The sequence below is a fragment of the Halomonas sp. R57-5 genome (genome assembly GCF_900070345.1).
In the GTDB taxonomy this organism is placed as follows: Bacteria; Pseudomonadota; Gammaproteobacteria; order Pseudomonadales; family Halomonadaceae; genus Vreelandella; species Vreelandella ventosae_B.
In genome coordinates this window covers 648,146-669,769 of the sequence record NZ_LN813019.1, presented here as the reverse complement: position 1 = coordinate 669,769, position 21,624 = coordinate 648,146, and the positions used below count along the sequence as shown (strand labels likewise).

Annotated in this window: 18 protein-coding genes; 12 read left to right on the top strand and 6 right to left on the bottom strand. The window is 57.2% G+C overall.

All coding sequences use genetic code 11. From position 1 onward, the window contains the following. Positions 1 to 6: 6 nt before the first annotated feature. Together HALO_RS03015 and HALO_RS03010 are read right to left on the bottom strand one after the other, a co-directional pair. A complete protein-coding gene (locus HALO_RS03015; RefSeq protein WP_035581149.1) occupies positions 7 to 1,008 on the bottom strand; it encodes a TRAP transporter substrate-binding protein in 1,002 nt (333 codons plus the stop codon). A 79-nt stretch (positions 1,009 to 1,087) separates the two neighbouring features. Continuing rightward, positions 1,088 to 2,083: an asparaginase gene (locus HALO_RS03010; protein WP_050713016.1), complete on the bottom strand. Its 996-nt coding sequence runs from the start codon at positions 2,081 to 2,083 to the stop codon at positions 1,088 to 1,090. A gap of 217 nt (positions 2,084 to 2,300) precedes the next feature. Between HALO_RS03010 and HALO_RS03005 the strand changes: the two genes are divergently transcribed. Beyond that, positions 2,301 to 3,059 (top strand): FadR/GntR family transcriptional regulator, encoded by a 759-nt coding sequence (locus HALO_RS03005; RefSeq protein WP_035581154.1) that lies wholly within the window; start codon positions 2,301 to 2,303, stop codon positions 3,057 to 3,059. Here HALO_RS03005 and HALO_RS03000 read toward each other — a convergent pair. Then, positions 3,056 to 3,961 (bottom strand): LysR family transcriptional regulator, encoded by a 906-nt coding sequence (locus HALO_RS03000; protein WP_035581156.1) that lies wholly within the window; start codon positions 3,959 to 3,961, stop codon positions 3,056 to 3,058. The two genes, HALO_RS03005 and HALO_RS03000, sit on opposite strands and share 4 nt — an antisense overlap. 110 nt (positions 3,962 to 4,071) lie before the next feature. On the opposite strand from HALO_RS03000, the gene HALO_RS02995 reads away from it, so the two are divergent. Together HALO_RS02995 and HALO_RS02990 are read left to right on the top strand one after the other, a co-directional pair. Beyond that, complete coding sequence (locus tag HALO_RS02995; protein WP_035581158.1) at positions 4,072 to 4,710, top strand: NAD(P)-dependent oxidoreductase; 639 nt, start codon at positions 4,072 to 4,074, stop codon at positions 4,708 to 4,710. A 378-nt stretch (positions 4,711 to 5,088) separates the two neighbouring features. Then, positions 5,089 to 5,934: an alpha/beta fold hydrolase gene (locus tag HALO_RS02990; RefSeq protein WP_035581160.1), complete on the top strand. Its 846-nt coding sequence runs from the start codon at positions 5,089 to 5,091 to the stop codon at positions 5,932 to 5,934. A gap of 122 nt (positions 5,935 to 6,056) precedes the next feature. Here the strand turns inward: HALO_RS02990 and HALO_RS02985 are convergent, their stop codons facing one another. Together HALO_RS02985 and HALO_RS02980 are read right to left on the bottom strand one after the other, a co-directional pair. Beyond that, positions 6,057 to 7,352, bottom strand: a complete 1,296-nt coding sequence (locus tag HALO_RS02985; protein WP_035581163.1) for an amidohydrolase — start codon at positions 7,350 to 7,352, stop codon at positions 6,057 to 6,059. Positions 7,353 to 7,366: 14 nt separating this feature from the next. Beyond that, positions 7,367 to 8,239, bottom strand: a complete 873-nt coding sequence (locus HALO_RS02980) for a GNAT family N-acetyltransferase (protein ID WP_050713015.1) — start codon at positions 8,237 to 8,239, stop codon at positions 7,367 to 7,369. Positions 8,240 to 8,475: 236 nt separating this feature from the next. On the opposite strand from HALO_RS02980, the gene HALO_RS02975 reads away from it, so the two are divergent. From HALO_RS02975 to HALO_RS02935, 9 genes are all read left to right on the top strand, one after another. Next, positions 8,476 to 9,951 carry an aldehyde dehydrogenase family protein gene (locus HALO_RS02975; protein WP_050713014.1) on the top strand — a complete coding sequence of 492 codons (1,476 nt, stop codon included), beginning with the start codon at positions 8,476 to 8,478 and terminating at the stop codon, positions 9,949 to 9,951. 52 nt (positions 9,952 to 10,003) lie between these two features. Then, entirely contained in the window at positions 10,004 to 11,335 is a 1,332-nt protein-coding gene (locus HALO_RS02970; protein WP_035581167.1) for an NAD(P)/FAD-dependent oxidoreductase, read from the top strand. A gap of 168 nt (positions 11,336 to 11,503) precedes the next feature. Beyond that, complete coding sequence (locus tag HALO_RS02965; RefSeq protein ID WP_035581169.1) at positions 11,504 to 12,178, top strand: haloacid dehalogenase type II; 675 nt, start codon at positions 11,504 to 11,506, stop codon at positions 12,176 to 12,178. A 34-nt stretch (positions 12,179 to 12,212) separates the two neighbouring features. Beyond that, on the top strand, positions 12,213 to 13,487 hold the full coding sequence (locus HALO_RS02960; RefSeq protein ID WP_035581170.1) for an NAD(P)/FAD-dependent oxidoreductase: 1,275 nt from the start codon (positions 12,213 to 12,215) through the stop codon (positions 13,485 to 13,487). 161 nt (positions 13,488 to 13,648) lie between these two features. Continuing rightward, on the top strand, positions 13,649 to 15,289 hold the full coding sequence (locus tag HALO_RS02955) for an ABC transporter substrate-binding protein (protein ID WP_035581172.1): 1,641 nt from the start codon (positions 13,649 to 13,651) through the stop codon (positions 15,287 to 15,289). Between the two features lie 104 nt (positions 15,290 to 15,393). Beyond that, positions 15,394 to 16,350, top strand: coding sequence for an ABC transporter permease (locus tag HALO_RS02950; protein ID WP_035581174.1), 957 nt, complete (start codon positions 15,394 to 15,396; stop codon positions 16,348 to 16,350). After that, positions 16,347 to 17,255: an ABC transporter permease gene (locus tag HALO_RS02945; RefSeq protein WP_081899099.1), complete on the top strand. Its 909-nt coding sequence runs from the start codon at positions 16,347 to 16,349 to the stop codon at positions 17,253 to 17,255. The genes HALO_RS02950 and HALO_RS02945 overlap by 4 nt, the downstream gene beginning before the upstream one ends. Before the next feature lie 4 nt (positions 17,256 to 17,259). Then, positions 17,260 to 18,918 (top strand): ABC transporter ATP-binding protein, encoded by a 1,659-nt coding sequence (locus HALO_RS02940; protein ID WP_050713013.1) that lies wholly within the window; start codon positions 17,260 to 17,262, stop codon positions 18,916 to 18,918. A 32-nt stretch (positions 18,919 to 18,950) separates the two neighbouring features. Beyond that, positions 18,951 to 20,411, top strand: a complete 1,461-nt coding sequence (locus HALO_RS02935; protein WP_050713012.1) for an NAD-dependent succinate-semialdehyde dehydrogenase — start codon at positions 18,951 to 18,953, stop codon at positions 20,409 to 20,411. A gap of 74 nt (positions 20,412 to 20,485) precedes the next feature. Here the strand turns inward: HALO_RS02935 and HALO_RS02930 are convergent, their stop codons facing one another. Continuing rightward, complete coding sequence (locus tag HALO_RS02930) at positions 20,486 to 21,412, bottom strand: 2-hydroxyacid dehydrogenase (RefSeq protein WP_035581178.1); 927 nt, start codon at positions 21,410 to 21,412, stop codon at positions 20,486 to 20,488. Positions 21,413 to 21,624 lie beyond the last annotated feature (212 nt).

Below are 21,624 nucleotides of genomic sequence, written 5' to 3'. Positions count from 1 at the left end.
CTCTGCTCAGTACTCGATACCCACCGAGTCATAAACTTTATGTAGTAGCTCGGTGGTGACGATATCTTCATACTCTTCGTGCACCGGCATACTGGCTGCAATAAAGGCTTCACGCTGTTCTGGAGTGAGTTCGTTAATGGCAATTTCATCTTTAATATCTTCCATAATGGTCTCTTCGTCCTGCAGCGTTAGCGCACGAGACGTGTCTCGACCATTATCAAAGGCTTCCAGCATGACCGCTTGCAGGTCTTCCGGCAGCGAATCCCAGGAATCCTGATTAATCACCGCCGCATAGGCGTGGTAGGCGTGATTCGTCAGCGAGAGATAATCCTGAACCTCGTGGAAACGCATGGTGTAGATGTTGGCCAGTGGGTTTTCCTGCCCCGACACCACGCCCTGTTGCAAGCCGTTGTAAACCTCGGTGAAGGCCATTGCGGTGGCGTTAGCGCCCAGGTTTTCATAGGTGGAGATGATGATCGGCGCCTGCATGGTGCGCATACGGATACTGTCCATATCCTCGGGGGTTTCGATCGGACGATCGTTGTTGGTGATATGGCGGAAACCTGCACCCCAGAAGTTAACGCCGACCATGTTATGGCCATTCAGGGTATCGAGGATTTCGCGACCCACTTCACCATCCAGGGTTTCCACCATGGTGTCGTAATCGGCAATCAAGAACGGCAGATCCAAAATCTGCATGCGCGGCTCAAAGTTGCCCAGGGTGGCCGTGGGCGGGATACCGATATCGACCAGGCCCATCTGAATCTGCTCAATGATTTCAACATCGCCACCCACCTGGGCGGCTGGCAAGACATTGATCTCGATACGGCCGTCAGACTTCTCCTCTACCTCCTCTTTAAAGCGCAGCGCTGCTTGGCCATTCGGCGTTTCTTCGATCAACACGTGGGCAAAGCTGAAGGTATAGTCGGCCGCATGGAGTTGTGCCGCACTTAAAGAAGCGACAGCAATCGCCGCAGAGAGGGTAGCTTTTGTCAGCATTAGTTTCATGTCCAGCACCTTATTTAGTTATGTTGAATTGCTTTTTTAGTTTCCTGTTACTGCATATTGAGCAAGGTTGAGAGGCCGCTCACGCCATTAAGCGCTCCATCGCCTGACCCAGCGCATTGCGCGGAGTACTACTCAGCACMAAGGCAAGGGCAAGCCTTGCCTTACGTGCACTAATATCGTTAAGCGCGATCACCCCAGCCGACACTAAATCAGCCAGGCTGCCGCTAAATTCATAGCTGGTGTTGACCGGCCCTTGAGCACAGCTACTCACGACCACGACTGGCACGCCCGCGCCCACCAGCTCTCTTATTTCGTTCATCCAGCTAGGCGGCACATGCCCACGCCCTAAACCATCAATCACTACCGCTTTTGCCCCGCTTTCAACGCAGGCTCTCAACAGCGCCGGTGAGGCATCCAAATAGGCGGGCAGTAGATCCACTCTGGGTAGCGGGAAATCCCATTCCTCAACCGGGGGCTCGATGGCTATTGCCGGGTGATAAAGCTTGATCCGCTGCCCATCGATATAACCCAGTGCACCAGCGCCAGGGGCATCAAAACCGTTGAGCTGAAAGCTATTCACCTTGCGGGCATAGCGGGCTACAAACAGCGACTCGTTAAACGCCACGACACAGCCAAGCTGATTCAACTGAGGGCTTGCCGCCGCCACGATGGCATCGCAGATATTTTTAAACGCATCGGTGCCTAGCTGGTGAGGCGCCCGCTGGGAACCGGTGATGACACACGGTTTGTCAGCGGGCAGTGTGAGCGATAGAAAGTAAGCAGTCTCTTCTAAGGTATCGGTGCCGTGAGTGATCACCAGGCCGTCCACATCCGCTCGCGCCAATGCTATTCGTCCTTGGCGATGGAGCTCAGCAAGATCGGCGAGGGAGACGGCATTACTGGGTTTCTGCAGAATCGACATCACCTCTAACGTAACGTCGACGCCCTGGGGCAGCGCCACCCGATCAAGTAGCTGCTCCCCGCTTAATGCCCCTGACTGGCTACGCCCTGAATCACTGGGCTTGCTGGCAATAGTGCCGCCCGTGGTCAACACCACGATGTGCTTTTGGCTCATGCAGATTCTCTTGTTTTATGTCTAGCTAATACAAACACCAGACATCAGATGTCTGATTTCAGACTAGACTAAAGCACAAACCATTAGCAAGTCGGGCATATAAACCGAAACAAAATAAACAAATTACTTTTAAATATATGCCATCAGATGTCTTAAGCCGCTAGGCTTATGGCATTGATAGGATGCAAAAAACACCGATGAGCCACGCGAGGCCCCCATGAGTTTTAAACGCCAGCCCGAGATTACCTCGACCACTACAACGTCTTTTGGGGATTCGATGGAGCGCAGCTCCGTTGCGCTGCAACTGCTAGAGCGCATTAAAAGCGCCTTGATACGTGGAGACCTCAAACCAGGGGATTATCTACCTTCAGAAACTGAATTGACCCACAGTTTGGGGATTGGCAAATCGAGCGTGCGTGAAGCCATCAAAATGCTGCAAGCCATTGGCATTGTGGAAGTCAAACGCGGCCAGGGCACCATGATTCGCCGCGAACCAGGCACGCCACTCGTCGACCCGATGGCATTTGGAATGATCTTGGCGCGAGGCATGACGCGGGACGTGCTGGAGTTCCGCCTGATGTTTGAACCGGCGTATACCCTGCAAGCGATGGGTAGCGCGACAGCAGAGGATCATCAACGCATTCAGCAAAGTATCGACGCCATGGAAGAGGCGATCCGCTCAGGTGCACAAACCTCTCAGCACGATATCGCCTTCCATCGCGCCATTTTGCACAGTACCCATAACCCCATGACTATTCGCGTCGGTGAAACACTGCTGCAGCTCATTGAAGCAGCGTTGGAAACCTCCATGCGGTCATTACCGGAAACCGCACTCAAAGACCACAAAGCTATTTATACCGCTTTCAAAGCAGGCGATAGCGCAGGCGTTCAGGCGGCGATTGCCGTTAGTAGCGAAAGCTGGGAAACCAATCTTACCTATGGAGGCGACACCGAGCTGAGTGCAGCACCGCGTTAGGGCTCTCTTTGCAGCCATGCGTCAAAAAAGCTCATAAATGCGCGCGCTTTGGCGGTTACGTGCCGCCCTGGCGGGTAAACCGCATAAACACCGCCTTCCGGTAACGCCCACTCGCCCAATACGCGCACTAAACGTCCGGCGGCTATCTCAGGTGCCGCGGTAATATCCGGCAATACTGAGAGACCACCGCCAGCGACCATCAGCGCGACTAAACTCACCGTTGAGTTGGCTGCCAACCCCGCGCTCATTTGCACCTCACACTGCTCATCCCGGCGCTGAAAAGTCCAGGTTAGTGGCGCTCTTAACGGTGTAAAGGCGATCCATGCATGGCCTTCCAGCGCCTTGGGATGCACGGGCGTGCCGTGGCGTTTCAAGTAATCAGGCGCGGCCACCACCTGTTGCTGAAAAGCGCCTAGTCGACGAGCACGCAGCGTGGAGTCTTTTAACCAGCCTAAACGAAACGCTAAATCGATACCGTCCTGGACCATATCGCTTATCTGGTCGCCGCTACGTAGCTCTATATGCAGCGCCGGGTGCAAACGGCTAAACGCTACCACCGCTTCGCTCAACATCCCGGCGGCGTAATCTTCAGGGGCCGTGATACGCAACTCGCCGTGCAACTGTTGGGTGTCACTTACTGCGCTGGCAAGCACCCCCTGTAGGTCTGTTAACAGTGGATGGCATTGATGGTAGAGCGCCTCTCCTGCCTGGGTGAGCTGAACCCGCCGCGTGGTGCGGAGGAACAGCGTTACACCCAGGCGCGTTTCCAACTGGCGAATTTGCAGGCTTACCCGGGTTTTCGTGCAGCCTAGCCGCTCCGCCGCCTTGGTAAAGCTACCGGCTTCCACCAGGGCGACAAAGATCGGCAAACCGTTTAAATCGAACTCGCTGGCGGTGGTCATATAGCGCCCGATTGTTATGAAATCGACAACAGTAAATTACGTTCATCGCTATTTTTCAAATCAATAAAGCGTCCGACAATGCAGCCTCTACCCACTGAAGGAGTACTACGATGAAGATTGCACTGATTGGCGCTAGCGGATTTATCGGTTCCGCCCTATTAACCGAGGCGCTCTCCCGGGGCCATCATGTGACGGCGTTAGTGACTCGCCCTGAACGGGTGGCGCCGCAGGAAAATGTCGTTAGCGTTAAAAGCGATGTGTTAAACACCGATGCACTGGCCGAGCAGCTACGCGGTGTCGAGGCCGTTATCAGCGCCTTTAGCGGCCATGCCCAGGAGGATGTTTACGACTACTACCTCAAAGGCTTTAATTCGATTTTGGCCGCCACTCAACACGCCTCTGTTCCTAGGCTACTGATAGTGGGTGGCGCAGCAACGCTCGAGGTAGCACCGGGTAAGCTTTTGTTAGATGCACCGGGTTTTCCAGCAGAGTACCGAGCCACGGCGGAAGGGGCGCAAACAGCCCTTGAAACTCTGCGCGCACAAACGGCTCAAGCGTGGACATTTCTCTCCCCCGCTGCTGAGATTTTCCCCGGTGAACGCACGGGTAACTTCCGGCTGGGCACCGATACGCTACTCACTGATAGCGAAGGTAATAGCCGTATTTCCGTGCAGGATTACGCCATCGCCATGATCGATGAGCTGGAAAACTCACACCATATCAATCAGCGTTTCTGCGTTGCGTACTGAGCAAGTTCCCATAACCCCCTCACCAGAAATAGGTGAGGGGGTTATCTTTAATTCCCCGCAATACTCATCAGTCATATTTAACTACGCGAATTAATCCAAACACCACCCGACTACACATTAATTAACAACTGCGTATTAAAAAGTTACTTATAAGCAATTTCTTACATAAGTATAGCGAATCTCTTACAAATACTATCAGCAATATCCTACATACACAGCCGCCAATACCTTCAACAATCATGTAGACATAAATAAAGAAATACTAAAAAACTTGCACACTTGTGACAGCTAATGAACTTGATAGGTTCAGAATCGATTACTCAGACATGCACGCATTAGACTCGCATTAACTGACCCAATTACTGCAAGGAAAATATCATGAAAGCCAATACCGACCTCGTAAAGATAGGCAATCATTGCGTGCATGTAGAAACCTACCAACAGCCACAAAATACTGAAAGTATTATTATGGTCAACGGCGCGCTAGCCACCACAGCCTCTTTTACCAATTGTGTCAAATACTTGAATGACGGATTAAACGTTATCCTGTTTGATTTGCCTTTTGCTGGCCAGTCGAAACCGCATAACCCTGTGGGTGGTATCATTACCAAGGACGATGAAGTTAATATCCTCCTAGCCCTGATTGAACGTTACCAACCCACTTCGTTACTTTCCGTTTCTTGGGGAGGCTATGCCGCCATGATGGCATTGGCGCAATCCCCCACATCGATTAAAAGAGCGGTGCTAGCCTCATTTTCAACTCAGCTTAACGACGGCATGTTGCGCTATATCAATGGTGCTCGCCATTATATTCAAATTGGCGATGTCAAAACCGCTGCTAACCTGCTTAATGAAGAAGTAGGAAAATACTTACCCCGCTTATTAAAATATATCAATTACCGGCACCTCTCACGGTTAGATGATCAGGAACTTCAACAGGTTTGCTTTCATATCGAGCAAATACTTTCCATGAACGACACAGACTATGAGCAACTGCTGGGTAATATTGAGATACCAACGCTTTTCGTTAATGGCAAATTGGATGAATACACAACACCAGAAGACATTCTGATAGCCGACGACTATATGCCGAAGTGTGCATTCGAAGTCGTGCCCAATGCGGGGCATTTTCTTGACCTTGAGCATGCTGACGCAAGGCAGCGAATGGAAAAAATCCTGCGCGGCTTCTTGATTCCAGGCGAGCTTGAAAGACAGGTTGCCTAAGCCAAGAGGGGGGGCTGGCTATCACCGCTATTCAACAACACAGAGCCACCTCGCTAAGCGCCATAAACGCTTAGCGAGGTGTTTTGATATGGCTTTTAGCAAAAAATAACAACCGCATCCTCTCAAGGATTAAGGGCTACCTGCATCAACACACCGACTGCCAGTGGCATCACTGACTCGTCAAAGTCAAAGCAGTGATGGTGGTGACCAGCAGCAAGATCGGCGCCAAAGATCATATAGGTTGCCTGACCACCACGCTCCAGCACCCTGGCCATTAGCGAGGTGGCATCTTCTGAGCCCGCTGGCGTCATATCATGCCCTTCTAATTGGGTGATTCCAGGGTAATCGGTAAGACAAGAGACAACTTTTTCTACCAGGGCCGGGCTGGCGGCGCAGGCACTGGCAGCACCAACACGCTCGATCGAGACGCTAACGCCCTGCATGGTGGCAGCGCCTTTCAGCACTTCAAAAGCACGGCTTTCCACATAGCTGTTAATGTCCGCGGTGGCACCACGTGTTTCCAGCCTTAACAGCGCGCTATCAGCAATGATATTGCGCCCACTACCAGCATGCAGTTGACCAACATTGATCCGCGCAGCGCCTTGGCTATGGGGGGCAATAGCATGCAAACCAAGAGCAGCCTGGGCTGCCGCTAGCAAAGCATTTTGGCCCACCTCAGGCTGCCCGCCTGCATGGGCTGCTTTGCCTGAAAAGTACGCATCCAGTTTGGTGGTGGCCAGAAAGCCATCGGCGGCGCAGACCACATGGCCGCTGGCGTGGCCGAGCCCCAAGTGCGTCGCAACCAGCCTATCAACGTCATCCACCACACCCGCTTCGACCATGGATTGGGCGCCTCGAACGCCCTCTTCGGCGGGTTGAAAAATCAATTTTATTTTGCCACACAGCTGGCTGGAAAACTGGCACAGCAGTTCCGCCATCCCCAGCCCAATAGTGGCATGGCCATCATGACCGCAGGCATGCATAGAGCCTTGATTGAGCGAGTGAAAACCCTCCTGGTAAGGACGGTGATCATCTTCAGTGGACTCAACGATGGGTAATGCATCAAGATCGAAACGAAATGCCTGGGTCGGCCCTGGGCGATGGGTATCCAGTGTGCCCACCACGCCGGTAAAGCCTCCTTCCAAGGCAGGCAGCCAGCGCTCAACAGCACCCTGGGCGCGTGCACGCGCCAAGGCTTCGTCTAGCGTTTGCTTATCCGGCACGCCCATACGCGCGCACTCACTCACCACTGCTTGCCCCAGTTGAACGCTGAACCCCAGTTGGCTAAGCCGTTCAGCCACAAGGCTGGCGGTACGAAACTCCAGCCATCCCTGCTCGGGGTAGCGATGAAAGTCACGTCGCTGGGCAGAAAGCTGGGGGGCGATGGCGTTAGCGGCATCCACGATATTCGCGTTCATAAGCTGCCTCCGTGTTAGCCCAGCGCCTGAGTCAGCATGCCAAAGCGCGTTAACGGCCCCTCCTCGACAGCCTCGCCACAGCGCATGCGGGTGATTTGATCGACACAGGTGAGTCCTAACACCGTCAGCCAGCTATCGTCGTCGGGATCGACTAAATCAATGCGTATAAAATCACCCTCAGCATCCGTCAGCAGCGCCAACACCAGCGCCTGCGCCTGTTCGGCACTGCGCGCCAGAATGGGGCCAATATGCTCGCCGCGCCCATAGGTACGCTTTAGCGCAAACCCTTCAATGACACCTGCCTTTTCAATCACCACTCCTCTATTAGCCGATTGAACGGCCACCGCATGAGCCGGGCTGTCGGGTGAGAGCGCGAGCAGTGCCGCCTGATCGCTTGCCGCCATCGCGCGTAAACCCGGCTCACGTGGCGCAGGCGGTGCACCGGTGACCACTCCTTGGTATTGGCAAATACGATTGCACTGCTCAAAGCCCAGTTTTTGGTACAGCGGCTGGCCCGCTTTCGTGGCGACCAACATCAGCGTTCGTGGGCCCGCCAGCGCCATCAGCCGTGCCATCATCTCGCGCCCGAGCCCGAGGCCCTGCCAATCGTTGCTAATAACCACCAGCCCTAGGGKGGCCACAGCCCCTTGATTAAAGCAGAGCCCAGTGCCCACCAGTTCACCGTCGACGCTTTCCAGCACGMCGCCCTCACCCACCTCAAGCATCTGGCGCCAATCGTCAACACGATGAGGCCAGCCGAGGTTGAACGACAGGCGATGCGCTGCCTCCAGATCGTTAACGGTCATTGTTCGCCACGTTAAGTTCTCACGTTCAAAGCGGGCGGGAGCGCTAGCTAAAGAAGCAGACATCGAAGGGGAGTCAGTCATCGCACTATTTTCCTTGAGCTGGTGATGATCGGTTTGCCGCTACTTTGGCACTCAGGGAGGCGCTGTGCCACGCCGAAAAAGGGCGTTTGGTGCAATTCAGCAGATTTAACCGTCACTGCTATAGGTGAGCGCATCACCTGCGCACAAACGCCCTGTACTCAGCACCCCATGCTGGGGCATCCGACCTAGGATGGTAGCTAAACGAAAATGCTATTGGACTACCTTCAAGGACTCTCATGCCAAGTTTCGATCCTGCCCGTATTGCCTTGCCCTGTGCGCACTTTATTCAGGGACAGCGCGTAACTGACCCCAGCGCGCTCAGCGTATCCCGCCCCTCCGACGGCGCCGTTTATGCCGAACTACCCATGGCCGATGCCAATCGCGTCGATGATGCCGTCACCAGTGCTCACCAAGCGTTTGTGCGCGGCGACTGGTCACGCTGCGCGCCGCGGGAGCGGGCTCGCATCATGCGCCGCTGGGCAGACCTGATTGAGGCCGATATTGACTATCTCGCCCCGCTGGAATCCCTCGGCTCCACCCGGCCGATTGATCAGACCCGGACCTGGGATGTGCCCTACACCGCTGAGGGCATTCGCTTCTTTGCGGAATTCGCCGACAAGCACGGCGGCGAGGKAGCAGCGACCGCCCACGACCATCTGGGTATGCAGATTGCCGAGCCACTAGGCGTCGTTGGTGCGATAGCGCCGTGGAATTTCCCCCTCAGCATGACCTGCTGGAAGGTCGCCCCCGCTTTGGCCGCAGGCAACACAGTGGTGCTCAAACCCTCCGAGATGACCCCTTTCACCGCCGTGCGGCTGGCCGAGTTAGCCATTAAGGCGGGCATGCCTCCAGGGGTATTCAACGTCATTCAAGGCAATGGCCCCGTGACCGGCGACGCGCTATGCCGTCACCCCTATGTGGCCAAGGTCACCTTCACCGGCTCAACGGTGACAGGGCGCACCATCATGGGTGCCTGTGCAGAAACCGGACCCAAGCCGGTCACCCTGGAGCTAGGTGGCAAGAGCCCGCAACTGGTGTTTGCCGATATCCCGGATATTGATCGCACCGCTAAAACCCTCGCTGCGGCGATTACCGGCAACGCTGGGCAAGTATGCGTCGCAGGCTCACGGCTATTGATCCAACGCGAACTGTTGGAGCCCATGATTGAGCGCTTGAGCAAGCATTTTAACGCCCTCACCCCTGGCCCTACCTGGCAAACAGGTGGTTGGTTTTCACCGATTATTTCCGCTACCCAGTTGACCCGCATTGAATCCATTGTGGCACGCTCCCGCGAGGCGGGTGCTGAACTGCTGGGTGGTGGAGAGCGCTTTGAACGCAATGATGGCGGCCACTTTTACCAACCCACCCTGCTGCATACGAACGACCGCCACAATCCCGCCGTGGAGGAAGAAATCTTCGGCCCGGTGCTGACCATTCAAACCTTCGAGAGTGAAGAGGAGGCGTTAGCGCTGGCCGAACACGATGTTTACGGCTTAGCAGCTGGCATTCATACCGCTGACCTGGGGCGCGCGCTGCGCACGGTGCGCAGGCTTTCGGCGGGCACGGTATGGGTTAACCGTTACGGCCGCAGCAACGACTACATTCTGCCCACTGGCGGCTATAAGCGCTCAGGCGTAGGCCGTGACCTAGGCCGTGCCGCCTTTGACGCCTGCCTGCAGCATAAAAGCGTGCTGATTGATCTCGACCAGTGAGTGACGCAGCGAATTCGATGGTTACTTTATCTACCAAATAGAGGTAGCAAGTATGTTTATCAACGTAGACGCCGTGCACGACTCTCCTGCCCTGCCCGAACAGGTTGATGTGGTGGTTATCGGTGGCGGCATTGTGGGGACGACCGCCGCCTATGAGTTGGCTCGCCAAGGGGTATCGGTGGCGCTGCTGGAGAAGGGGCTTATCGGCGCTGAGCAATCAAGCCGCAACTGGGGCTGGGTACGCCAGCAGAATCGCGATATGTTCGAACTGCCGCTAGCCATGTATAGCCTCGATCGTTGGCAAGCGTTCTCCACCGAGATTGGGCGCGACGTGGGGTTTCGTCGCAACGGAATTGTTTACACCACCGATAGCCAAGCTAGCCTTGCTAAATGGGAGGCGTGGGGGCAACAGGCCCGGGAACAGGGCTTTACCAGCCATATGTTGAGTGCCGAAGAAGCCCGTGAGCGGGCGCCTGGCACTACCTCAACCTGCATTGGTGGCGTCTGGTCGCCCAGCGATGCCCAGGCCGAGCCCTCGATGGCCTGCTCGGCCATCGCTACTGGGGCCCGTGAACACGGCGCCTACCTTCACCAAAACTGTGCGGTGCGCGGCCTGGACCTGCATGACGGGCGTGTGGGCGGCGTTTGGACGGAGCACGGATTGATCAAAGCCTCGACGGTCATCTGTGCAGGCGGGGCCTGGAGTTCTCGCTTCTGCCGTCGCCACGGCGTTGAGCTACCTTCGGCCAATATCATGGGCACCGCACTGCAAACCACCGCCGCGCCGGAGATCACACCGGGCTGTCTGATCACCCCCAAGGTCGCACTGCGCCGCCGCCTGGATGGCAGCTACACCTTGGCGCTGCCAGGGCTTGGCCGGGTGGAAATCAGCCCCCAAGGGATTCGCTATGCGAGCAAATTCTACGCCGCCTACCGCAGCAAATTAGCCAAAAAGCTGCAAATCCGCATTGGCGCGTCTTTCTTTAACGGGCCAGAAGCGGCGGGTAGCTGGCAGTTTGATCAGGTATCGCCGTTTGAGCGCCAGCGCGTGCTTGACCCCACCCCTGACATTCCTCAGGCACGTGCTGCCCTGGCTGCCCTGCAGGCCGAGCACCCGGCGCTCAAAGGTGTCCATATTGCCCGCGCCTGGGCCGGCATGATCGATACTACGCCGGATATGATACCGATCATCTCCCCGGTGGATGCCATCCCCGGCTTTATCGTCGCCGCTGGCTTTAGCGGCCATGGCTTTGGCATTGGACCGGGGGCCGGCCGGTTAGCGGCTGATTTAGCCACCAATTCCTCGCCTGTGGTTAATCCCCTGCCTTATCACATCAAACGTTTTTCCGATGGCAGCCGTATCCGCCAGCCAGAAATGATGTAAATGGGCCGCCGCATTGTGTGCTGCATGGGCCAAAAAAAAAGCGCGTTTGTGTTAGTCAGGCGCGTACTTTCAGCGTCTGGCGACTGCTCGAGAATGCTGTAATGAAATGAGTGGCTGCGCTAAGAACTCTCCCACCACCACGATGATGACAAAAGAGGATCAAACAACATGAGCGAGATTATGCGCCCTAAGTACATCACCTTTGATTGTTACGGCACACTCACCAACTTCCAGATGGGGCGCATGACGCGCGAAATTTTTGCCGATCGTATCCCTGATTCAGAACGCATGGAACGCTTCGTACAAGATTTTGGTGCCTACCGTTATGACGAAGTGCTCGGCGAGTGGAAGCCCTACGCTGAGATTCTTTGCGCGGCGCTGGAGCGCACCTGCAAACGTTGGGGAGTCGAGTACCGTGACAACGAAGGCATGTTGTATTACCAGGCCGTCCCCACCTGGGGCCCGCACCCGGACGTGATTGAGGGGCTGGCAAAAATTGCCGACAAAATCCCCCTGGTGATTTACTCCAACGCCGATGACAGCCAGATCATGGCTAACGTGCAAAAGCTTGAGGTGCCCTTTCACAAGGTTTTCACTGCCGATACATTCAAAGTCTACAAGCCCCGTTTAGCCGCCTTCGAAGCCATGATCGACAGCCTGGATTGCCACCCCGAAGAGCTGCTGCACGTCTCATCGAGCTTCCGCTATGACCTTATTTCAGCTCACCTGATGGGCATCAAGAACAAGGCGTTTGTGGCGCGCAACCACGAGCCCTATTGCGACGGCTACGGGGCGACAAAGATTAACGATATCCGCGACTTGCCCGCGTTAGTCGGTCTCTAAACTGMCCGTTTCGCCCACCGCGCAGGAGCCGCCCATGCAACTCAACTCCTATTGGCTGTCCACAGCGCCTCCCTTTACCGGGGGCCAGCAGGCATTCACCCAAGAGCACTACGATGTTGCGGTGGTGGGCGGTGGTTTTACCGGGCTATCGGCTGCCCGCACGCTAGCCTGGGGCGGTGCCCGTGTAGCGCTACTGGAGGCAGGCCAACTCATTGGTGAAGCTTCAGGGCGCAACGGCGGCCAGTGCAACACCGGCGTGGCCCAAGACTACGCCAGTCTGGTCGAACAGCTTGGCCGCGAGCGCGCGATTGCCCACTACACCACCTACGCCGATGCCGTCTCCAGCGTCGAGCAGGTGATGGCCGAAGAGGCGATCGACTGCGACTACCTGCACCACGGCAAGCTGAAGCTGGCGGCTAAACCGGAGCACTACGACAAGCTCGCGCGTACCTGCGACGCCATTCGCCGTGACGTGGATAGCGACGTAGAGATGCTCTCCGCAACCGCCGTTAGAGAGGAGGTCGATTCGCCGTTCTATTATGGCGGACTGCTGCAACATAACGGTGGCCAAATGCATATGGGCCGCTTTGGCATCGGCTTAGCCGAAGCGGCGGCCAGGCATGGCGCGCACATTTTTGAGCATACGCCGATGACCCGCTTAACCCGTGAGAAATCAGCGTATCGATTAGGCACACCCAGTGGCAATATTCGCGCCGAAAACATACTACTGGCCACCGGCGCATCGCAAACAGGCCCGCTGGGCTGGTTTCGCCGCCGTCTGGTACCGGTGGGTAGTTTTATCGTCGTCACCGAGCCTCTTTCAGCAGCGCAGTGTGCCCAGCTTCTTCCCCAGCGGCGCTCTTATGTCACTAGCCGCATTGTCGGCCACTACTTCCGGCTTACCGCCGATAATCGGCTGCTGTTTGGCGGTCGGGCACGGTTTGCCATGTCCGGCAGTCAATCGGATGCCAAAAGCGGCGAGATACTGCGCCGCGGCCTGGAAGAGGCTTTTCCCCAACTAAAAGGAGTGCGGCTCGATTATTGCTGGGGCGGGCTGGTCGATATGAGCCAAGACCGGTTTCCCCATGCAGGGCAGCACAACGGCATGTACTACGCCATGGGCTATAGCGGCCATGGGGTACAGATGTCGGTGCATATGGGGCATGTGTTAGCCGAGGTGATGCTTGGCAACCGCCAAAACCATCCTTGGCAGGATACCAAGTGGCCAGCGATTCCCGGTCATTTTGGCAAACCGTGGTTTTTACCCCTGGTGGGCAGTTGGTACCGACTACAGGATCGATTGCATTAAGCCACCATCCTAGCCCACACATTGCAAACAAGACTCACCAAGAGAGCGACTAACCAAAACAGCTATTAATAAAAAACAGCCACTAACAGAAATGGCTATAAAAAACTAAGCACGCGCTGCCAGACTCACAAAAACACTTAATCGCAGTAAGGAGAAGGCTTATGACACGTGAAAAAAATCCTAATGAACTGTTTGTTTCTCCCGAACAAAGCATGCAGGTTTACAACGCCATGCAGCGCGGGCTGTCTCGACGCGAGGCCATGAAAGTTATTGGCGCGGCGGGTGTCTTTGCCGCCGCGTCTGGCGCCTTTCCCGGTTTCTCTTCAGCCTGGGCGGCGGACAGCGAAAGCGCAACCCCCCAGTACGGCGGCAGTATTCGCGTCGCGGCACACTCGGCGTCCACGAAAGACACCCTGGATCCCGCCTTAGGGGCGACGGCGATCGACTATGTCCGCGCCTACATGTTTTATAACGGCCTAACCCAATACGATGAAGATCTGACGCCCCAGCCCTGCCTGGCGGAGTCGTTTGAGAATACCGATAACGGCAGCCACTGGATCTTTACCCTGCGGCGCGGCGTTACCTTCCACGATGGCAAACCATTGACACCCCAGGATGTGATCTTTTCGATCATGCGCCATCAGGATCCGGCGACGGGTTCAAAGGTCGCCTCCATGGTCGAGCAAATCGACAGTATCAGGGCCCTGGATGATCAGCGTGTCGAGTTCAACCTCTCCTCGCCCAATATCGAGTTGCCCTCTATCCTGGCCGTTTCGCACCTAGTGATTGTGGCCGATGGAACCACCGACTTCTCGAAAGGGCTGGGTACCGGCGCCTTTAAGTGTCAAGAGTTTACCCCCGGCGTGCGTTCGATCGGCGTTCGGAATGAGAACTACTGGCGCGATGGCTATCCCTACCTGGATTCCATCGAGGTGGTGGGGATTAGCGACGAATCGTCACGGGTCAATGCACTGCTCTCTGGCGATGTGCAGATGATCAATGAAGTCAGTGGCAACTCCGCAGAGCGCTTGAAAACCAGTGACGGCTATCAGGTAAAAGCGACGAACGCCGGTAACTACACCGACCTGGTCATGCGCTTTGACCAACAGCCCACCAGTCGCCCCGAATTCCGCGAGGCGATGAAGTACCTCTTCGACCGCGAGCAGATCAAACGCGTCGCCCTGCGCGGCTATGGCGAGATCGCCAACGACCAGCCGATTATCTCCAGTTCCCCCTACTACTTCGATGGGTTACCCCAGCGCGAGTACGACCCGGAGCGGGCCGCCTCCTTGCTTGCCAAGGCGGGGGTTAGTGGAGCAACAGTACCGCTGGTGGCGTCGCCTGCGGCTTCCTCGTCGGAAGATATGGCCGTGCTACTCCAGCAGTCCGCGGCACAGGCAGGGCTCAACCTGAATATCAACCGGGTTCCCTCCGACGGCTACTGGTCGAACCACTGGATGAAGCACCCACTTGGGTTCGGCAATATCAACCCGCGCCCCACGGCGAATATTTTGCTCTCCCAGTTCTTTCTCTCCAGCGCTGCCTGGAACGAATCCGGCTGGCAGAACGAGCAGTTCGATCAACTGGTGATTGCCTCCCGAGGTGAACCCGATGAGGCCACCCGCAAGCAGATGTATGCCGATATGCAGACCATGATTCATGAAGAGGGCGGCATCGGCATCCCCGTCTTCCTAAGCAGCATCGAAGGCTTTGATGGGCGCATTGGCGGGATGGATCGCACCGTCCCCCTGGGCAGCTTCATGGGCTATATGTTCGCCGAGCATATCTGGTGGAAAGGCTAATTCCTGCTCTCCCTACTGTGATCACAGGCCATGGACATCATCACCAGGACGTTTAATTTCTACCCTGGTGATGATCAACATGGCCCTTGAGCCGGAGAAGAAAGATGCGCGACTCTCTCTTTGGACTGGTGCTAGGTCGCTTGGCCTCCAGTCTTATTACCCTGCTGCTGGTATCGCTGGTGATCTTTGCGATTACCTCACTGCTGCCAGGCGATACCGCCCAGCAGGTGCTGGGGCAGTTTGCCACCCCGGAACAGGTGGAGGCGCTGCGTGCCCAGCTAGGCCTTAATCAGCCGCCCTTGCTGCGCTACTGGCAGTGGCTGAGTGGCTTTGCCACCGGCGACCTGGGCCGCTCCGCCAGCAATGGTGTGGATGTCATACAGCTGGTCAATGACCGGCTCCCCAATTCGTTACTGCTAGCCGCGATTACCACCGCTATCTCTGTCCCTGTGGCGCTGACTATGGGTATCGCCGCCGCCATGCGCCGGGGTGGGGTGCTTGACCGCACCCTGAACCTGATCACCCTGTCGATGGTGGCGGTACCCGAGTTTCTGGTCGCCACCCTGGCGGTGCTGATTTTCGCCGTGCAACTCGGCTGGTTACCGGCACTCTCCTATGTCTCCACCGTCGACAGTTTCGGCGCCTTTATGAAAGTTTACGCCATGCCGGTGCTCACCCTGTGCAGCGTATTAATTGCCCAAATGGCACGTATGACACGGGCGGCCTTAATCGATCAGCTCGACAGCGCTTATGTGGAGATGGCGCGTCTCAAAGGCGTTCCGCCCATGCGTCGCGTACTGCGCCACGCGCTGCCTAACGCCGTCGGCCCGATTGCCAATGCGGTGGCCCTGAGCCTCTCTTATCTACTGGGCGGGGTCATCATTGTCGAAACCATCTTCAACTATCCAGGCATCGCCAGCTTAATGGTCGATGCGGTTTCCAACCGGGATCTCGCCCTGGTACAGGCCTGCGCCATGATCTTTTGCGGCGCTTATCTGCTGCTGGTCATGCTGGCTGATCTATGCGCGATCCTCTCTAACCCGAGGCTGCGAAACCGATGAACGACACCAAGACAATGCCCGCTAGCAAGAGCAACCGTCATCCCTATGTCTCGCCAAGAAGCCGCCTGCCAATAGCAGTGCCAAAACAGCGCAACCGTTCAGGGTGGCAACTCACCCGCTGGATTGGCCTGAGCTTGTTCAGCTTTTGGCTGTTAGTGGCACTGTTTGGGCCACTGTTAGCGCCCTATCCCATGGGGGCTTTTGTCTCTGACCAAATATACGGCGGGGCAAGTTCGGCACACCTGCTGGGCACCGACTATATGGGCCGCGATATGCTCAGCCGCATGCTCACTGGGGCGCGCTATACCGTGGGGCTGGCGTTAGTGGCCGCGCTGCTGTCAACTCTGGTTGGGGCGGGCTTTGGCATGTTAACGGTGCTCCTACCCCGCTGGCTCGAGGAGAGCGTTCGGCGGATATTCGACACGCTCATCTCGATTCCCAGCAAAATGATGGCCCTGGTGATGGTCTCCGCCTTTGGCACCTCTATTCCTCTGCTTATCCTGGCGGCAGTGCTCAGCTATGCGCCGGGCTCTTTTCGCATTGCCCATAGCTTGGCCAAAAATCTCGCCACCCTGGAGTACGTGCAGGTCGCTCGTACTCGGGGAGAAGGACGGCTGTATATCGCCGCCGTGGAAATTTTTCCCAATATGATCCAGCCCGTGCTCACCGATATGGGCATGCGCTTTGTGTTTATCGTACTGCTGCTCAGCGGCATGAGCTTTCTGGGCTTAGGCGTGCAACCGCCGGTCGCCGACCTAGGCTCCCTGGTGCGTGAAAACATCGGTGGTCTTAGCCAGGGTGCGTTGGCAGTGATTGCCCCGGCCTTGGCGATTGGCTCATTAACCGTCGGTGCCAACCTGTTGATCGACAGCCTCTCGAACAGCCGCGATAACCAGAAGGAGTGATGCCATGCAAGGTGAATCGCTGATCGTACGCGATCTTGATATCTGTGCGACCCCGCCTGGTGAGGAGGAGCGCACGATCGTCAGCCAGATCAATTTCGCGCTCAAGCCAGGCGAAGTGATGGCACTAATCGGTGAATCCGGTTCAGGCAAGACCACCATTGCGCTGGCCATGATGGGCTACGCCCGGCTCGGCTGCCGGATCGCCGGGGGCAGCGTGCAGCTGGGAGAGACCGACATACTCACCCTCTCTGCGGTGGAAACCCGCGCGTTGCGCGGCCACCGGGTGACCTACATTGCCCAAAGCGCTGCGGCCGCCTTCAACCCCTCGCGCCGCCTGATGGACCAAGTCATCGAAGGCGCGCTTATCCATGGCGTTATGGATCGACAGCAAGCTCAGCAGAAAGCCATTCAGCTGTTTGGCGAGCTGGCCCTGCCCGACCCAGAACATATCGGCGACCGATACCCCCACCAGGTCTCCGGGGGCCAGCTACAGCGCCTTATGGCCGCCATGGCCTTGATTACCGATCCCGCCCTGGTGATTCTGGATGAACCGACCACGGCATTGGATGTGACCACTCAGGTCGATGTGCTGCGGGCCTTCAAGCGCGTTATGCGCGAGCGGGGTACCACGGCGCTGTATGTCTCTCACGACCTCGCCGTGGTGGCGCAGATTGCCGATCACGTGCTGGTGCTACAGGCCGGGGAGGAGCAGGAGCAAGGGCCCATTGGGCAAATCCTGGACAATCCAGGCCATGCCTACACGCGTAGCTTATTGGCGGCGGCGCGACCGGAGACCCGCGTGCCCACCGGCCTTCCGGCAAGCGGCGACGAATTGTTGCGCATTGATGATCTGCAAGTGGGCTACGGGCGCTGTGATCGCAATGGGCTGCCGAATAATGTCGTGCTGGATCATATCCAACTGCGCATTGATCGCGGCCAGGCGTTAGGCGTGATTGGTGAATCCGGGTCAGGCAAGTCAACGCTTGCCCGGGCAGTCGCTGGCCTGGTGGCACCGTCACGGGGGGAAGTTCAGTTCAATTGCCGTGAGCTACCGCCGACGCTGCGTGGCCGCATACCCGACCAGTTTCGGCGTATCCAGATCGTTTTTCAGAGCGCCGACAATGCGCTAAACCCGGCCCACTCGGTTAGGCGGCTGCTCAATCGGCCACTGGAAACCTATTTTCAGATGAGCCGCGATGCCCGTCAGCGTCGGGTTGAAGAGTTGATGGACTTGGTCAAACTGCCGCGCACGTTGCTCGACCGCAAGCCCAGCGGGCTATCGGGTGGCCAGAAGCAGCGCGTCAACCTCGCCCGGGCGCTGGCCGCGGAACCCGACCTGATCCTCTGCGACGAAGTGACCTCGGCGTTAGATACCGTAGTGGGCGCTGCAATTCTCGAGCTGCTGGCCGAACTGCGCCGTGAACTGGGCGTTGCCTACCTGTTTATCAGCCACGATATCTCGACGGTGCGCTCGCTGTGCGACGACGTCATGGTGCTTTACCAGGGGGAATGTGTGGAGTTCGGCCCCTGCAGCACGGTGCTCAACCAGCCACAGCACGACTACACCCGCAAGCTGATCGGCTCAGTGCCTGAACTACAGCCTGGCTGGCTGGAGGGGTGCCAATGGTCGACCCATACGCAGCCCTCAACCGCGCCCGTTTAATCACTAGCCCTATTAATGACAAGGAGAAAAGCATGCCGACGCTGCCCCTCAATGACCGTAACCTGCTACGTGAGCAGGCCTTTATCAACGCACAATGGKGCGACGCCGACGATGCGGCCACGCTGACCGTCACCAACCCCGCCACCGGCGAAGCGCTGGCTAGCATACCCAGCATGGGTGCCAACGAGACCCGCCGGGCAATCGAGGCCGCCGAAGCGGCGTGGCCCGCCTGGCGTGCGCAAACAGCGGCAGCGCGCGCAGCACTGCTGGAGCGCTGGCATGCGCTGATACTGGAAAACAGTGAGGACCTGGCGGTATTGATGACCCTTGAACAGGGGAAGCCGCTGGCCGAATCACGAGGAGAGGTTCAGTACGGCGCAAGTTTTATAAAGTGGTTTGCGGAAGAGGCACGCCGCGCCTATGGCGAGMCCATCCCCTCCCCCACCGCGGATCGCCGAATTGTGATCCTCAAACAGCCAGTGGGCGTGTGTGGTGCGATTACCCCCTGGAACTTCCCCATCGCCATGATTACCCGCAAGTGCGCGCCCGCGCTGGCGGCCGGATGCCCGATTGTCATCAAACCGTCGGAGCTGACGCCGCTGTCAGCACTGGCCTTGGCAGTGCTTGCAGAGCGTGCGGGTTTCCCCCCCGGGGTGGTGAATATCGTCACCGGGCTGCCTGAAGGGATTGGCGGTGAGCTGACCTCCAACCCCACCGTGCGCAAACTCTCCTTCACCGGCTCAMCCCGGGTGGGCAGCCTGCTGATGCGCCAGAGTGCCGACGATATCAAGCGCCTCAGCCTGGAGTTGGGCGGTAATGCCCCGCTGATCGTGTTTGACGATGCCGACCTGGAACTGGCGGTGGCCGGGGCTATGGCGAGCAAGTTCCGCAACGCGGGCCAAACCTGTGTTTGCGCTAACCGCATCCTGGTTCAATCCGGCATTCATGACCGCTTTGTCGCCCGCTTGGCGACCGAAATCAAGGCGTTACGCTGTGGCGATGGGATGGAGGAAGGCACAACCATCGGGCCATTGATCAATGACCAGGCGGTGAGCAAAGTCGCCCGCCATCTCGATGATGCCTTGTCCCACGGTGCTGAACGGGTGCTCGGCGATGTCCCCAGTGGTCAGGATCGCTTTGTGGCGCCGGTACTGCTCACCAAGGTAACCGAAGCCATGCTGGTCACCCAGGAAGAGACCTTTGGCCCCGTCGCCCCCATTATGCAATTTGAGCACGAAGAAGACGCTATTCGTATTGCCAACGCGACGCCCTTTGGGCTAGCCGCTTACTTCTTCACCGAAAGCGTACGCCGGGCCTGGCGGGTCGGCGAAGCGCTGGAGTTCGGCATGGTCGGCCTCAACACCGGCTCCATTTCCATGGAAGTCGCGCCGTTTGGTGGCATGAAACAGTCGGGGCTGGGCCGTGAAGGTGCCCGCCAGGGGCTGGATGAGTACCTGGAAGAGAAAGCGTTTCATATGGGCGGGCTGAACTAACACGGACTTAACGAACGCCAACATACCCCACTCGCTCGCCGTTACTCAGAGCGAGCGAGAGGGGAAACGCTATTCTAGTAACCACGCTGCAGATCGACACGGCCAACCATTGGTTCACCGCGTTGATAACGACGCAGGTTGTCAAGCAGGACAGGGAAAGCGCTATCGGGCTGTGTCATCGCGGCCACGTGGGGCGTCAGCAAAATCCGCTCGTCTTGCCAGAAGGGGTGATCGTCGGCGGGTGGTTCTTCGCTCAACACATCCAATACCACCGCACTCAACTGCCCGTCGTCGAGGGCTTGCGTCAGGTCGTGTTCAACCAAGTGCTCACCACGGCCAATATTGATCAAGGCCGCACCTTTAGGCATACGCGCAAATAGGTCTGCGTTGAGGATTCCTCGGGTGGCGTCGGTCAGTGGCAGCACGCAGATCACAATATCGCTTGAGGCCAGAAACCCATCCAGCGCTTCCTCACCACTATGACAGTGAACATTAGCCAGCTCTCGTGGCGAACGCGCCCACCCGCTCACGTCAAAACCGTAACCAGCTAGATGGGTGGCAATAGCGCATCCCAACTGGCCTAAGCCAAGAATCCCGATACGCCGCTTTTCGGTGGGCACAAGCATATGCGCTTGCCACTGCCCCTCGCGCTGCTGGCGCGCATAATCACCCATCCTGCGGTGCAGCCATAGCGTTGCAAAGGTGGCGTACTCAATCATTCCGCGCTCAATGGCAGGGTCGAGCATCCGCACGACCGGCAGCTCTGGAGGCAGTGCGTCAAACTCAAACTGATCGACACCCGCGGAAGTGGCAAACAGCACCTCAAGGGACGGCAGGCACGCCATTATGTTCTCCGGGGGCATCCACGCTAGCAAGTAGCGGATCTCGTCCGGGTCACCCATATCGGGCCATTGGCGGAACTCAATATCCGGCGCGTATTGGGCAAAAAGTTCTTTCCACCGGGCGCCGCGCACCGGGTCAGATTTATACAGCAGTGCCATAGCAGCGTCTCCTTAGCTAAAACGTCATCCTACGGTGGTTTGAGAGGCAGCGGATACCGTTTTGGCGGCTGTGGAGCGAAGCGGTGCGTCTAAATCGACGATTAAGGCGCAGATTACACTGCGCTCCCCCATGACAGTGAATCATGCTGCACAAGCTAGACAATACGAAGGATTACGCGGTTGCTGACGCCATGCCAAGCGTATCTGGTTTG

Excerpts from the sequence above, each read along its gene's own strand:
- HALO_RS02930 (WP_035581178.1), bottom strand. The coding sequence starts at position 21,412 with ATGGCACTGCTGTATAAATCTGACCCGGTGCGCGGCGCCCGGTGGAAA.
- HALO_RS03000 (WP_035581156.1), bottom strand. The coding sequence starts at position 3,961 with ATGACCACCGCCAGCGAGTTCGATTTAAACGGTTTGCCGATCTTTGTC.
- HALO_RS02940 (WP_050713013.1), top strand. The coding sequence starts at position 17,260 with ATGCAAGGTGAATCGCTGATCGTACGCGATCTTGATATCTGTGCGACC.
- HALO_RS02950 (WP_035581174.1), top strand. The coding sequence starts at position 15,394 with ATGCGCGACTCTCTCTTTGGACTGGTGCTAGGTCGCTTGGCCTCCAGT.
- HALO_RS02955 (WP_035581172.1), top strand. The coding sequence starts at position 13,649 with ATGACACGTGAAAAAAATCCTAATGAACTGTTTGTTTCTCCCGAACAA.
- HALO_RS02985 (WP_035581163.1), bottom strand. The coding sequence starts at position 7,352 with ATGAACGCGAATATCGTGGATGCCGCTAACGCCATCGCCCCCCAGCTT.
- HALO_RS02990 (WP_035581160.1), top strand. The coding sequence starts at position 5,089 with ATGAAAGCCAATACCGACCTCGTAAAGATAGGCAATCATTGCGTGCAT.
- HALO_RS02945 (WP_081899099.1), top strand. The coding sequence starts at position 16,347 with ATGAACGACACCAAGACAATGCCCGCTAGCAAGAGCAACCGTCATCCC.
- HALO_RS03005 (WP_035581154.1), top strand. The coding sequence starts at position 2,301 with ATGAGTTTTAAACGCCAGCCCGAGATTACCTCGACCACTACAACGTCT.
- HALO_RS02970 (WP_035581167.1), top strand. The coding sequence starts at position 10,004 with ATGTTTATCAACGTAGACGCCGTGCACGACTCTCCTGCCCTGCCCGAA.
- HALO_RS02965 (WP_035581169.1), top strand. The coding sequence starts at position 11,504 with ATGAGCGAGATTATGCGCCCTAAGTACATCACCTTTGATTGTTACGGC.
- HALO_RS02995 (WP_035581158.1), top strand. The coding sequence starts at position 4,072 with ATGAAGATTGCACTGATTGGCGCTAGCGGATTTATCGGTTCCGCCCTA.
- HALO_RS02960 (WP_035581170.1), top strand. The coding sequence starts at position 12,213 with ATGCAACTCAACTCCTATTGGCTGTCCACAGCGCCTCCCTTTACCGGG.
- HALO_RS03015 (WP_035581149.1), bottom strand. The coding sequence starts at position 1,008 with ATGAAACTAATGCTGACAAAAGCTACCCTCTCTGCGGCGATTGCTGTC.